Annotated in this window: 9 protein-coding genes and 1 pseudogene; 7 read left to right on the plus strand and 3 right to left on the minus strand. The window is 72.2% G+C overall.

What is annotated here, in order from left to right; all coding sequences use genetic code 11:
• The 5 genes from AC5RWQ_RS15245 to AC5RWQ_RS15265 all read left to right on the plus strand — a co-directional run bounded on the left by AC5RWQ_RS15245 (position 1) and on the right by AC5RWQ_RS15265 (position 6555).
• On the plus strand, positions 1-1938 hold the full coding sequence (locus AC5RWQ_RS15245; RefSeq protein ID WP_494283373.1) for a fumarate reductase/succinate dehydrogenase flavoprotein subunit: 1938 nt from the start codon (positions 1-3) through the stop codon (positions 1936-1938).
• Entirely contained in the window at positions 1935-2696 is a 762-nt protein-coding gene (locus AC5RWQ_RS15250) for a succinate dehydrogenase/fumarate reductase iron-sulfur subunit (protein ID WP_334484721.1), read from the plus strand. Before AC5RWQ_RS15245 ends, AC5RWQ_RS15250 begins: the two co-directional genes overlap by 4 nt.
• Before the next feature lie 485 nt (positions 2697-3181).
• Entirely contained in the window at positions 3182-4366 is a 1185-nt protein-coding gene (locus AC5RWQ_RS15255; RefSeq protein ID WP_494283374.1) for a zinc-dependent alcohol dehydrogenase, read from the plus strand.
• Positions 4363-5307 carry an SDR family NAD(P)-dependent oxidoreductase gene (locus AC5RWQ_RS15260; RefSeq protein ID WP_494283375.1) on the plus strand — a complete coding sequence of 315 codons (945 nt, stop codon included), beginning with the start codon at positions 4363-4365 and terminating at the stop codon, positions 5305-5307. The genes AC5RWQ_RS15255 and AC5RWQ_RS15260 overlap by 4 nt, the downstream gene beginning before the upstream one ends.
• A 105-nt stretch (positions 5308-5412) precedes the next feature.
• Positions 5413-6555: an MBL fold metallo-hydrolase gene (locus AC5RWQ_RS15265; RefSeq protein ID WP_494283376.1), complete on the plus strand. Its 1143-nt coding sequence runs from the start codon at positions 5413-5415 to the stop codon at positions 6553-6555.
• A 37-nt stretch (positions 6556-6592) separates the two neighbouring features.
• Here AC5RWQ_RS15265 and AC5RWQ_RS15270 read toward each other — a convergent pair whose 3' ends face one another.
• Complete coding sequence (locus AC5RWQ_RS15270; RefSeq protein WP_494283377.1) at positions 6593-8104, minus strand: deoxyguanosinetriphosphate triphosphohydrolase family protein; 1512 nt, start codon at positions 8102-8104, stop codon at positions 6593-6595.
• Positions 8105-8207: 103 nt separating this feature from the next.
• Here AC5RWQ_RS15270 and AC5RWQ_RS15275 point away from each other — a divergent pair, with 103 nt between their 5' ends.
• On the plus strand, positions 8208-10616 hold the full coding sequence (locus AC5RWQ_RS15275; protein ID WP_494283378.1) for a Tex family protein: 2409 nt from the start codon (positions 8208-8210) through the stop codon (positions 10614-10616).
• A 124-nt stretch (positions 10617-10740) separates the two neighbouring features.
• On the opposite strand, the gene AC5RWQ_RS15280 is transcribed toward AC5RWQ_RS15275, so the two are convergent.
• Entirely contained in the window at positions 10741-11739 is a 999-nt protein-coding gene (locus tag AC5RWQ_RS15280; protein WP_494283379.1) for an LCP family protein, read from the minus strand.
• Between the two features lie 186 nt (positions 11740-11925).
• Here AC5RWQ_RS15280 and AC5RWQ_RS15285 point away from each other — a divergent pair.
• Positions 11926-12129, plus strand: a pseudogene (locus AC5RWQ_RS15285) (hypothetical protein); the annotation flags it as partial.
• On the opposite strand, the gene AC5RWQ_RS15290 reads toward AC5RWQ_RS15285, so the two are convergent.
• Entirely contained in the window at positions 12041-13066 is a 1026-nt protein-coding gene (locus AC5RWQ_RS15290) for a DUF389 domain-containing protein (RefSeq protein ID WP_494283380.1), read from the minus strand. The pseudogene AC5RWQ_RS15285 and the gene AC5RWQ_RS15290 overlap by 89 nt on opposite strands.
• Positions 13067-13279: the final 213 nt, after the last annotated feature.

A 13279-nucleotide genomic window follows, 5' to 3' on the forward strand; every position in this document is an offset into this window, starting at 1 on the left:
ATGGATCTCTTCACCGAGGGCGACCCGATCGCCGACACCAAGGCTCCCGAGGGCCCGATCGACAAGCGCTGGGAGACCCGTCGCTTCGAGGCCAAGCTGGTCAACCCGGCCAACCGCCGGAAGATGACGGTGATCGTGGTGGGCACCGGCCTGGCCGGCGGTTCGGCCGCGGCCACCCTGGCCGAGCAGGGCTACCGGGTCAAGAGCTACTGCTACCAGGACAGCCCCCGGCGGGCGCACTCGATCGCCGCGCAGGGTGGCATCAACGCCGCCAAGAACTACCGCAACGACGGCGACTCGGTGCACCGGCTCTTCTACGACACCGTCAAGGGCGGCGACTTCCGCTCCCGGGAGTCGAACGTGCACCGGCTGGCCGAGGTGTCGGTCAACATCATCGACCAGTGCGTGGCCCAGGGCGTGCCCTTCGCCCGCGAGTACGGCGGCCTGCTGGACACCCGCTCCTTCGGCGGCGCCCAGGTGCAGCGCACCTTCTACGCCCGGGGCCAGACGGGCCAGCAGCTGCTGCTCGGCGCGTACCAGGCGCTGGAGCGGCAGATCGGCCTGGGCAACGTGGAGATGAACACCCGGCACGAGATGCTGGAGCTGGTCATCGTCGACGGCAAGGCCCGCGGCATCGTGGTGCGCGACCTCATCACCGGTGAGATCACCACCGAGATGGCCGACGCGGTGGTGCTGGCCTCCGGCGGCTACGGCAACGTCTTCTACCTCTCCACCAACGCCAAGGGCTGCAACGTCACCGCGTCCTGGCGGGCGCACCGCAAGGGCGCGTACTTCGCCAACCCCTGCTACACGCAGATCCACCCGACCTGCATCCCGGTCTCCGGCGACCACCAGTCGAAGCTGACCCTGATGAGCGAGTCGCTGCGCAACGACGGCCGGGTCTGGGTGCCGAAGGCCAAGGGCGACGACCGCAGCCCGAAGGACATCGGCGAGGACGAGCGGGACTACTACCTGGAGCGGATCTACCCCTCCTTCGGCAACCTGGTCCCCCGGGACATCGCCTCCCGCGCGGCGAAGAACGTCTGCGACGAGGGCCGCGGCGTCGGGCCGACCAAGCTCGGCGTCTACCTGGACTTCGCCGACGCGATCAACCGGCTCGGCCGCAAGGCCATCGAGGCCAAGTACGGCAACCTCTTCGAGATGTACGAGCGGATCACCGGCGAGGACCCGTACGAGGTCCCGATGCGGATCTACCCGGCCGTGCACTACACGATGGGCGGCCTCTGGGTCGACTACGACCTGCAGTCCACCATCCCGGGCCTGTTCGTGATCGGCGAGGCGAACTTCTCCGACCACGGCGCCAACCGGCTCGGCGCCTCGGCGCTGATGCAGGGCCTCGCGGACGGCTACTTCGTGCTGCCCAACACCATCGCCAACTACCTCGCCTCCGGCCCGCTGGACAAGGTCGAGGCGAGCCACCCGGAGGCGGTCGCGGCCCGCCGTGAGGTCGAGGACCGGATCTCCCGGCTGCTCGCCGTCGACGGCGACCGGACCGTGGACTCGTTCCACCGCGAGCTCGGCCAGATCATGTGGGAGCACTGCGGCATGGAGCGCAGCGAGGCCGGGCTGCGCAAGGCGATCGACGAGATCCGGGCGCTGCGCGACGAGTTCTGGAAGCGGGTCAAGGTGCCGGGCGACGGCGAGGGCCTCAACCAGTCGCTGGAGAAGGCCGGCCGGGTGGCCGACTTCTTCGAGCTGGCGGAGCTGATGTGCATCGACGCCCTGCACCGGGAGGAGTCCTGCGGCGGTCACTTCCGGGCCGAGCATCAGACCCCGGACGGTGAGGCGCAGCGCGACGACGAGCGGTTCAGCTACGTCGCGGCCTGGGAGTACACCGGCAGCGGCACGCCGTCCGTGCTGCACAAGGAAGACCTGGTCTTCGAATACGTCCACCCCACGCAGCGGAGCTACAAGTGAACCTGACCCTGCGCATCTGGCGCCAGACCGGCCCCAACGACAAGGGTCGGATGGTGACCTACCAGGTCGAGGACGTCTCCCCGGACATGTCGTTCCTGGAGATGCTCGACGTGCTCAACGAGCGCCTCATCCTCAACGGGGACGAGCCGGTGGCGTTCGACCACGACTGCCGTGAGGGCATCTGTGGCGCCTGCGGCATGGTGATCAACGGCAACGCGCACGGCCCGCAGCGCGGGACCACCGCCTGCCAGCTGCACATGCGGCAGTTCTCCGACGGCGAGACGATCGACATCGAGCCGTGGCGGGCCCGGGCCTTCCCGGTCGTCAAGGACCTGGTGGTCAACCGGGGCGCCTTCGACAAGATCATCGCCGCCGGTGGGTACGTCACCGCGCCGACCGGTAGCGCTCCCGAGGCGCACGCCACCCCGGTGCCGAAGGCCGACGCGGACGCCGCCTTCGAGTCGGCCGCCTGCATCGGCTGCGGCGCCTGCGTGGCGGCCTGCCCGAACGGCTCCGGCATGCTCTTCACCGCCGCCAAGATCACCCAGCTCTCGCTGCTGCCGCAGGGCCAGCCGGAGCGTTACACCCGGGTGATCGGCATGGTCGACGCGCACGACGAAGCCGGCTTCGGCGGCTGCACCAACGCCGGTGAGTGCACCGCGGTCTGCCCGAAGGGCATCCCGCTGAACACCATCGGCCGGCTCAACCGGGACTACCTCAAGGCGACCACCACGCGCGGGAACACCCCGGGCTCCTGACGCCACCGACGGGTCCGCCCGCCGTCCGGCTCACCGACCGCCGTACCCCACCCGGGGTGCGGCGGTCGACCGCTTCCGGAGGTACGCCGGGACGCCGTCCGCGCCGCCGGCCCGGTTCCCGCCAGTGGGCGGCCGCCGGGCACGCGGCGGCAGGCGGCGGGCGGCCGCCGGGGCGGCGGTGCCGGACGGCGGTGGACGGGCTCGACGGGCGCTACAAACCTGATGGCGGCGACGTCATCGCTGCCGGTCCCATCTGCCCCGTCGCCCGGCCCGCATCGGCCCGATGTCGTCAACGGCATCACGTTCGTAGGCTGCGACGAGCATCCCGTCAGCTTCCGAAGAGCATCCCGTCAGTGTCCCGCGATCACCCGGTCCGCCGCCCTGGAAACCGGGTCGGCCGCCACGTCCACGCCCGCGCGTGTCCGGTTCAAGTCACCCCCTCCGGGTAGCAGTCCCATGGACGGCACCGAGAGGGGAACACAGGCATGAAGGCACTGACCTGGCACGGCAAGCGTGACGTACGCGTGGACGAGGTACCCGATCCCCGCATCGAGGAGCCGACCGACGCCATCGTCCGGATCACCTCGACCGCCATCTGCGGCTCCGACCTGCACCTCTACGAGGTGCTCGGGCCCTTCCTGAAGCCCGGCGACATCCTCGGCCACGAGCCGATGGGCATCGTCGAGGAGGTCGGCTCGGGGGTGACCCGGCTCAAGCCGGGCGACCGGGTGGTCGTGCCGTTCAACATCGCCTGCGGCCACTGCTGGATGTGCGAGCGGCAACTCTACGCGCAGTGCGAGACCACCCAGGTGACCGCCGAGGGCAAGGGCGCGTCGCTGTTCGGCTACACCTCGCTCTACGGCTCGGTCCCCGGCGGGCAGGCCGAGTACCTGCGGGTCCCGCAGGCCCAGTTCGGCCCGATCAAGATCCCGGAGACCGGCGCCGACGAGCGTTACCTCTACCTCAGCGACATCCTCCCGACCGCATGGCAGGCGGTGAAGTACGCCGACACCCCGCCCGGCGGCACCCTGGCGGTCTTCGGGCTCGGCCCGGTCGGGCAGTTCTGCGCCCGGATCGGCCGGCACCTCGGCGCCGGCCGGGTGATCGGCCTGGACCTGGTGCCGGAGCGGCTGGCGATGGCCCGCCGGCACGGCATCGAGACGCTCGACGTCACCGAACTCGACGACGTCCCCGGCGCGCTGATCGACCTGGTCGACGGGCGCGGCCCGGACGCGGTGATCGACGCGGTCGGCATGGAGGCGCACGGCTCCACCTCGGGCAAGCTCGCCCAGACCGCCGCCGGGCTGCTCCCCGACAAGCTGGCCCGGACGATGACCGACAAGGTCGGCGTGGACCGGCTGGTGGTGCTCAAGGCCGCGCTCAAGGCGGTCCGCCGTGGCGGCACCGTCTCCATCTCCGGCGTGTACGGCGGCGAGGTCGACCCGATGCCGCTGATGGAGATGTTCGACCGGGGCATCCAGCTGCGGATGGGGCAGTGCCACGTGCGCCGCTGGACCGACGAGATCATGCCGCTGCTCGCCGGCGACGACGACCCGCTGGGCGTGGAGGACCTGCGCACCCACCGGGTGCCGCTGACCGAGGCGCCGAAGGCGTACGAGATGTTCCAGAAGAAGGAGGACGGCTGCGTGAAGGTCGTGCTCGCACCGTGAGCCGGGTAGTGGTGATCACCGGGGCGACCAGTGGCATCGGTCGGGCGGCCGCGTGCGAGTTCGCCGGGCGCGGGGACCGACTGGTCCTCGCCGCCCGCTCCCCGACCACCCTGGCGCAGGTACGCAGGGAGTGCGCCGAGGCGGGCGGCGAGGCGTACGACGTGCCGACCGACGTCACCGAGCCGGGAGCACTCGACGCGCTGGCCGCGGCGGCGATCGAGCGGTACGGCCGGATCGACGTCTGGGTGCACACCGCCGCGGTGATGGCGTACGGGCGCTTCGAGGAGATCCCGGAGGAGGTCTTCGAGCGGGTGGTCCGCACCGACCTGCTGGGCGCCGCCGGGGCCGCCCGGGTGGCCCTGCGGCAGTTCAAGGCCGCCGGTGGCGGGACGCTGATCCTCACCGGGTCGGTGCTCGGGCACATCACCGCGCCGTACATGAGCGGCTACGTGACCAGCAAGTGGGGGTTGCAGGGCCTGACCCGGGCGTTGCAGCAGGAGTCCCGCGACCTGTCCGGGGTGAACGTCTGCCTGGTCACCCCGGGCAGCGTGGACACCCCGGTCTACCAGCAGGCCGCCAACTACGTGGGCCGGACGGGCCGGCCGCCGCTGCCGATCACCACCCCGGAGCGGGTCGCCCGGGCCATCGCGCACTGCGCCGACCGGCCCCGCCGGGAGGTCTCGGTGGGCCGGGTCAACGTGGTCATGCGGGTCGGCTTCACCGCATTCCCCGCGGTGTACGACGCGCTCGTCGGGCCGCTGATGCGGATCGGCGGGCTGACGAACCACCCGGTGCCCCCGAACGAGGGTGTGGTCTTCACCCCGAACCCGGCCGGCGAGGCGGTGCGCGGCGGCTGGCTGCCCGACCTGCCCCGGGCCGCCCGGGCGATCGGTGGGACGGCCGTCTCCGCCGGGGCGGCGGTGCTGCGCCGGCTGCGCTGACCACACGGCATCCCGGCCGGCCGCGGGTACCGGCGGCGGACTCGGCCCGGCACGGGGGCGACACGGTGACTACCGTGTACTGCGGGACACGGCGGAGGGGCGAAGATGCGGGAACCAGCGGAACGGGAACTCGAGCGGGCGGTCGGCGGCCGGCTGTGGCGGATGGCCGGGCTGGCCGCGATGGCCGGCCTGGCCTGGACGGCCCGGGACGTCCCGGCGCAGCTGGGCGGCCGGCTGACCGGGGCCCGGGCGGAGCGGGCGGAGCGCTCCCCCCAGTTCCGCGGCGGGACCTTCCACAACCGGACGGCCACCCGGACCATGTCCGGCGAGCCGGGCCGGAACCTGGTCTGGGAGCTGATCTTCGGCAAGCAGCGCCGGCGCCCCACCGCCCCGGTGCCGCTGCTGCGCCCGGCGCCCGCGCCGCAGAGCGACGCCGAACGCGAACTGGGCATCATCTGGTACGGCCACGCCTCGTCCCTGATCGAGATCGAGGGGCACCGGGTGCTCGTCGACCCGGTGTGGAGCGACCGCTGCTCCCCGTCGGCGGCGGTCGGCCCGAAGCGGCTGCACGAACCGCCCGTCCGCCTCGACGAGCTGCCGCCGGTCGACGCGATTCTCATCTCCCACGACCACTACGACCACCTCGACATGGCCACCGTGCGGGCGCTGGTCGCTGGGCAGTCCGCGCCGTTCCTGGTGCCGCTGGGCGTCGGCGTCCACCTCGACCGGTGGGGCGTGCCGGCGGAGCGGATCGTCGAGCTGGACTGGTCGGAGAGCCACCGGGTCGGCGGGTTGGAGATCACCGCGACCGCCGCCCAGCACTTCTCCGGCCGGGGCCTGCGCCGCGACGGCACGCTCTGGAGCTCCTGGGTGGTGGCCGGGGCGCACCGGAAGGTCTTCTACACCGGCGACTCGGGCTACTTCGACGGGTACGCCGAGATCGGCGCCGCGCACGGCCCGTTCGACGTGACGCTGATGCAGATCGGCGCGTACGACCGGGCCTGGCCGGGCATCCACATGTTCCCCGAGGAGGCGGTCTCCGCCCACCTCGACCTGCGCGGCGGACTGTTCATCCCGGTGCACTGGGCCACGTTCAACCTGGCCCTGCACGACTGGTCCGAGCCGGTGGACCGGCTCTGGGCCGAGGCCAAGGCCCGCGACGTGCGGCTCGCGGTGCCCCGACCGGGCGAGCGCGTCGTGGTGGACGACCCGCCGCCGGTGGACGGCTGGTGGCAGGCGGTCGCCTGACCCGGCTCTGGCCGGGCCCGCCGGCCGGCGGGCCCGGTCAGAGCACGAAGGCGTCGGTCCAGAGGGCGCCGGAGCGGCCGGAGAGGGCGTCCAGCATCGCCACCGCCTGACCGTCGGTGAGCTGCGCGACGAAGTCGACGATCGCCCGCCCCCTGGCCTTGCCGACCCGGTCCGCGGTACGCGGGTGCAGCTCCGCCTCGGCCAGCTCCACCAGGTCGTGCAGCCGCCGGGGCAGCCGGGACTCCTCCTCCGGGTCGAGCAGCCACTCCCAGAGCGCCTCGACCAGGGTGCCCAGCAGCCGGGCCTGGCCGCGCTGGTGCAGGGCCAGGTCCGGGCGGGCCAGCACGAAGCGGTGGTGGACGAACTTGAGCACCTGCACCTCGTGCCACTGGGCCCGGCCCAGCAGCACGTGCCCGGAGCGCACGTCCGGCTCGCCGACCACGGTGATCGCGTCGACGAACCGGGTGGTCCAGCGGGCGGAGAAGCGGGCCACGTACTGCTCGGCCTCGATCGAGCCGTCGAAGGGCAGCGCCAGCAGCCCCTCCACCAGCTCCTGCCGGACGTGCTCGACGGCGGCGGCGAACGCCTCGTCGTCGGCGATCCAGGCGTCCTTGCGGTGCAGCTGGCGGCGGAGCCGTTCGATCGCCGAGCCGGGACGGCGGGCCGCGCCGGCCAGGGCCCCGTCGGTGATCGCCCGCAGGTGCCCGCCCTCGCGCTGCCAGGCCATCAGCTCGGCGGCCACCGCCCCCTGCTGGAGCACTCCGACCCGGTAGAAGTCCTCCACGTCGTGGATGGCGTACGCGATGTCGTCGGCGGTGTCCATCACCGACGCCTCGACGGTCTGCTGCCACTCGGCGATCCGGCCGGCGAACGGCTCCCGCGCCTGGCGCAGGTCGGCCAGCTCCGTGCGGTACGCGCCGAACTTCAGCGAGCCGCTCTCCAGGTCGTCGGGCGGGGCGGCGGCGCCCCGCGGCGCCGGGGAGAGGTGACGCGGGTGCGGGTCCGGATGGTCCAGCCGGGTCCACGGGTACTTCAGCATCGCCGCGCGGACCGCGGCGGTCAGGTCGAGCCCGGTGGTGGCGGCGCCCCGGATCTCGGTGCTGGTGACGATCCGGTACGACTGCGCGTTGCCCTCGAACCCGTCGGCCAGCCCGAGCCGCTGCCGGGCCAGCTGGTCCAGCACCCGCTCCCCCAGGTGCCCGAAGGGCGGGTGACCCAGGTCGTGGGCGAGCGCGGCGGCCTCCACCACGTCCGGGTCGCAGCCACCGAGCTTCTCCAGCAGGTCCCGGTGCCGGTCGTCGGCGGTGAGCCGCTCGGCGATCGCCCGGGCCACCTGCGCGACCTTCAGGCTGTGGGTGAGCCGGTTGTGCACCAGCAGGCCGGAGCCGCCCGGGCTGATCACCTGGGTGACGCCGTTCAGCCGGGAGAAGAACGGCGAGGACACGATCCGGTCCCGGTCGGCCCGGAACGGGCTGGCGGCCAGGTCGCCGAGCGCCCGGGCGCTGCCGCCGAAGAGCCGGCGCGCCCGCGGATCCGCAGCTTGTTCCATGATCGCCACGCTAGCGCAGGCGCGTCGGGCGGGTGTGGCGAGCGGCGTCGGGGGCGGCCGGCAGAATGCAGCACGGAACCCACAGCGAAGGCGGATCAAGATCGTGACCCAGTCTGTTCATCAGCGGATCGCCGACGAGCTCGGCGTCGCGGAACGTCAGGTGCGGGCGGCCGTGGAGCTGCTCGACGGCGGCGCCACCGTGCCGTTCATCGCCCGCTACCGCAAGGAGGCCACCGGCCTGCTCGACGACGCGCAGCTGCGCACGCTGGAGGAGCGGCTGCGCTACCTGCGCGAGCTGGACGAGCGGCGGGCCGCGGTGCTGGAGTCCATCCGCAGCCAGGGCAAGCTCGACGAGGCCCTGGAAGCGCAGATCATGGCGGCCGACTCGAAGTCCCGGCTGGAGGACATCTACCTGCCGTACAAGCCGAAGCGGCGGACCCGGGCGCAGATCGCCCGCGAGGCCGGGTTGGCGCCGCTGGCGGAGACGCTGCTCGCCGACCCGACGCAGGACCCGAAGGCGGTCGCCGCCGGCTACGTCGACGCCGGCAAGGGGGTGGCCGACGCCGCCGCCGCGCTGGAGGGCGCCCGGGCCATCCTCATCGAGCGCTTCGCCGAGGACGCCGACCTGATCGGCACGCTGCGCGAGCAGATGTGGTCGCGGGGCCGGCTGGTCTCCCGGGTACGCGACGGCCAGGAGGCCGCCGGCGCCAAGTTCGCCGACTACTTCGACTTCGCCGAGCCGTTCCCGAAGCTCCCCTCGCACCGGATCCTGGCCATGTTCCGGGGCGAGAAGGAGGGCGTGCTCGATCTGACCATGGATCCGGAGGCCGACGGCGACTCCGACGCCACCGTCACCGGCCCGACCCGGTACGAGGCGGCCATCGCCGGCCGGTTCGGCGTCAACGACCAGGGGCGGCCCGCCGACCGGTGGCTGACCGACACGGTGCGCTGGGCGTGGCGTACCCGGATCCTCATCCACCTCGGGGCGGACCTGCGGATGCGGCTCTGGCAGGCGGCCGAGGAGGAGGCCGTCCGGGTCTTCGCCATGAACCTGCGCGACCTGCTGCTCGCCGGGCCGGCCGGCAGCCGCCCCACGATGGGCCTCGACCCGGGCCTGCGTACCGGAGTGAAGGTGGCCGTGGTGGACGCCACCGGCAAGGTGGTCGCCACCGACACCATCTACCCGCACGAGCCGCGCCGGCAGTGGGACGCCTCGATCGAGACCCTGGCGAAGCTAGCCGGGGCGCACGGGGTGGAGCTGATCGCGATCGGCAACGGCACCGCCAGCCGGGAGACCGACAAGCTCGCCGGCGAGCTGATCAAGCGGCACCCGCAGCTCAACCTGACCAAGGTGGTGGTCTCCGAGGCCGGCGCGTCGGTCTACTCCGCCTCCGCGTACGCCTCCCAGGAGCTGCCGGGGCTGGACGTGTCGCTGCGCGGCGCGGTCTCCATCGCCCGCCGGCTCCAGGACCCGCTCGCCGAGCTGGTCAAGATCGACCCGCGCTCGATCGGCGTCGGGCAGTACCAGCACGACCTGTCCGAGGTGAAGCTCTCCCGCTCGCTCGACGCGGTGGTCGAGGACTGCGTCAACGCGGTCGGCGTCGACGTCAACACCGCGTCCGCTCCCCTGCTCACCCGGGTCTCCGGGATCGGCGCCGGGCTGGCCGAGAACATCGTGCTGCACCGGGACGCCAACGGCCCGTTCCGCTCCCGGTCGGAGCTGAAGAAGGTGGCCCGGCTCGGCCCGAAGGCGTTCGAGCAGTGCGCCGGCTTCCTGCGCATCCCCGGCGGCGCCGACCCGCTCGACTCCTCCAGCGTCCACCCCGAGTCGTACCCGGTGGTGCGCCGGATCCTGGCCAGCACCGGGCAGGATCTGCGCTCGCTGATCGGGAAGTCGACCATCCTGCGCGACCTACGGGCGACCGACTTCGTCGACGACACGTTCGGCCTGCCCACCGTCACCGACATCCTCGCCGAGCTGGAGAAGCCCGGCCGGGACCCGCGGCCGGAGTTCCGTACCGCCACCTTCGTCGAGGGGGTGGAGAAGATCGGCGACCTGACACCGGGGATGGTGCTGGAGGGCGTGGTGACCAACGTGGCCGCGTTCGGCGCGTTCGTCGACGTCGGCGTGCACCAGGACGGCCTGGTGCACGTGTCGGCCCTGTCCCACACCTTCGTCAAGGACCCGCGCGACGTGGTGAAGTCCGGCGACGTGGTCCGGGTCCGGGTGCTCGACGTGGACGTGCCGCGCAAGCGCATCTCGCTGACCCTGCGGCTGGAGGACGAGGGGCAGCCAGGCGCCGGGCGGCCGACGGACGGCGGGCGCCGTGAGCGCGGTGGTGCCCGAGGCGCGCCCCGGGCTGACCCGGGGGTCGAGCGCGGTCGGGACCAGGGTGACCGGAGCGGCTCGCGCGGTGGGGCGCAGCAGCGACAGGGTCGCCGCGGGGGCACTCCCCCACCACCGGCCAACGGCGCGGTGGCCGATGCCCTGCGCCGGGCCGGCCTGGCCTGACGGATCACCCTCGCGCCGGGCCCCGCCTCTGAGCCGGCCACGCGGGCCCGGCCCGGAGCGATCCGCTGGGCGGTGGTCCCGGGCCCACCATCGAGGTGGGTCAGGGACCACCCGCAGGGCTCGGTCAGTTCGGGGAGTTGTGGGCGTTTGGATTCTCAGCCAGCCACTCGTCCATGGTGTCGTTCTTGACCGCCGCGAAGAGCTTCGCCGAGGCTGCCATGTCGGGGAAGATCACGCTCTGGTCACCGACCATCCCCACGCCAGTTGTGGGGCTGATCAACATGGTGACGTCCCCGGCGCTGACGCTACGCAGGTTCCAGATGGTGTCGAAGACCGGCAGCTCTTGGTCGACCTGCACGGCGCCGGCGGTCGCCCGGAGGAAGTCGTTGAGCTGCGCGGGGTTCGTGAGGATGCCCGTGCGGCTGGCCTTCTGCATCACCGCGCTGATGATGGCCTGCTGGTGGCGCATCCGGCTGTAGTCGCCGTCGGCGAACTGCTTGCGCTGCCGTGCGTAGTCCAGGGCGACGGTGCTGTCCATGTGATGGACTCCCGGCTGGTAGACCCGTCCGTTTGACACCTCGGAGGTGAAGGGACGGTCGACGTTGACGTCCACCCCGCCCAGCACGTCGATGACCTTTCCGAAGCCGGCGAAGTCCACCACGACGACGTGATCGACGCGTACTCCGGTGAAGCCCTCGATCGTCCGGACCAGCAGGGGCGTCCCGCCCCAGGCGTACGCGGCATTGATCTTGGCCTTCCGCGGACCGCCGCCGTCCTCAGGAAGGGACGCCGGGATGGTGGTCCAGGTGTCCCGCGGGATCGAGATGACCTGCGCCCGGTCCCGGCTGTGCGGCACGTGGACCAGCATGATGGTGTCGGTACGCGAGACGGTGTCGCCCGGCTCGGACTGATCCTTGCCGACGATGAGGAAATTGAGCGCGGAATCCGCGGCCCGGACCGGCCGCTGCTCCTCCTGCAGCCCGTGGAAGGCGTCCACCTTCTCGACCTGCTTCTCCAGTGACCGCACGTAGATCCACCCGCCGACCCCACCGCCGCCGATCACGAGCAGCAGCACGAGGGCGGCGACGAGGATGGTCGCCCGGGCCCACCGGCTCCTCGGCAACCACCGTCGACGTCGCCGTCGCCCGGTGTCGTCGCCCCGCGGATTCCACGGCGGTCGGGACGGCCGACCTATCTCGCCAGGATGCACCTGATCCACCATGAATCCGGACATTACCTGCTAAAAACGCTGCAAGCAGTCGAACCGGTGTATGCCCCTCACGGAGGTTCCGGGAGTGGCGAGCGACAGCGCATCGCGAGCGGCGCGGTCGACGCCGACGGACGGATCTACCTGCTGACCGTCGCGGCCAACCTGCGGGCCCGGCTGCTCGGCGCCGACCCGCGCCCGCAACCGCCGCCGCTGGTCATCGGAGCGGGCGGTCGGGATGGCGAATCCGTCCCCCTGCGGACGCTGCTCGATCGTCGGCTGGAGGGCGGGGACGCCGGGGGGTGATCGGCCCGGTGGTGCGGCGAGCCACATTCCACCACCACAGCTGTTGCAGGGCCAGGGTCACGAGGCCGGCGAGGACGATGGCGCAGAGGTTGATGACCAACTGAAGAGCCGACCCGGCGGCCTCGTGCCAGACCCCGTACGCGGCGGCGACGGCGACGTTCGCGGCTGCGGGCACGGTGGTGACCGAGATCAGCACCCCGACGAGTGACCCGGACTTCTTCGAGGTGAGCGAGAGCATCCCGGCGACCCCGGCCAGCAGGCCGACCACCCAGGAGAGCGCGTCGGGCCGCCAGATGAAGTCGGTCAGCGGCCGCTCGGCGAGCAGCATCTCCCGGCTGACGAGACCGGCGGCGGTGAGCGCCCAGGTGCTCAGCACGGTGGCGACCATGGCGACCAGGAACCCGACCACGAGGGCTTGCACCGACCGCACGATAATCTTCGCCTTGCGCCGCAGCAACGCGACGCAGAGTGCGGCGAGCGGACCGAACTCGGGGCCGACCACCATCGCACCGACGATGAGGATGGGCTGGTCGAGGAGCACGCCGATCCCGGCGATCATGGTGGCGACGACGATCAGGACCAGGTAGGTCCCGGACAGTTCGGTCTGTTCACCGGTCTTGGCGGCGATCTCGTCCCAGACCAGCGCGTCGGCGCCGCTGCCGGGAGCGTCCCGGGCGGCCCGGTCGGCGGCGGTCGACAGGGTCAACTCCACATCGTCGGCGGCGATCCCACCGCGGGCCTCGACCCCCAACTGCCGGAGTCCGTGCAACACGCCGTCCGCACTCTCCCGCACGACATCGCAGAGGATCAGATCACCCGCGGGCTGGCGGCCGGCTCCGTTGAGCACGGCCAGGTGAGTGACCCCGGGATCCGCGGCCAGCAGGTCGGCCACCGCCGCCGACTGGTCGGCAGGAGCGATGATCCTCAGGTGCAGCATGCCTCTCCCATCCGCCATTCGGCGACATCGTGGTCGGTCCACTCTACGGGGGCAGTTTCCTGGGCATCGAAGACCGACTCGGCCACCCTCCAGCCTGCGCCCACGGTGGACGATTGCCGCGCCGAGTTGCATCACTTATCCCCGAAAGATAGCAATACGGCCACGGGCGGACATTCTCCTCGTTAGCCTCGAAAGAACATTCCAGCGGCTCGG

The sequence above is a fragment of the Micromonospora sp. BS32 genome (assembly GCF_059089345.1).

Bases quoted from the DNA above. Each gene is read 5' to 3' on its own strand.
- AC5RWQ_RS15270 (WP_494283377.1), bottom strand. From the start codon at position 8,104: ATGGAACAAGCTGCGGATCCGCGGGCGCGCCGGCTCTTCGGCGGCAGC.
- AC5RWQ_RS15255 (WP_494283374.1), top strand. From the start codon at position 3,182: ATGAAGGCACTGACCTGGCACGGCAAGCGTGACGTACGCGTGGACGAG.
- AC5RWQ_RS15290 (WP_494283380.1), bottom strand. From the start codon at position 13,066: ATGCTGCACCTGAGGATCATCGCTCCTGCCGACCAGTCGGCGGCGGTG.
- AC5RWQ_RS15265 (WP_494283376.1), top strand. From the start codon at position 5,413: ATGCGGGAACCAGCGGAACGGGAACTCGAGCGGGCGGTCGGCGGCCGG.
- AC5RWQ_RS15245 (WP_494283373.1), top strand. From the start codon at position 1: ATGGATCTCTTCACCGAGGGCGACCCGATCGCCGACACCAAGGCTCCC.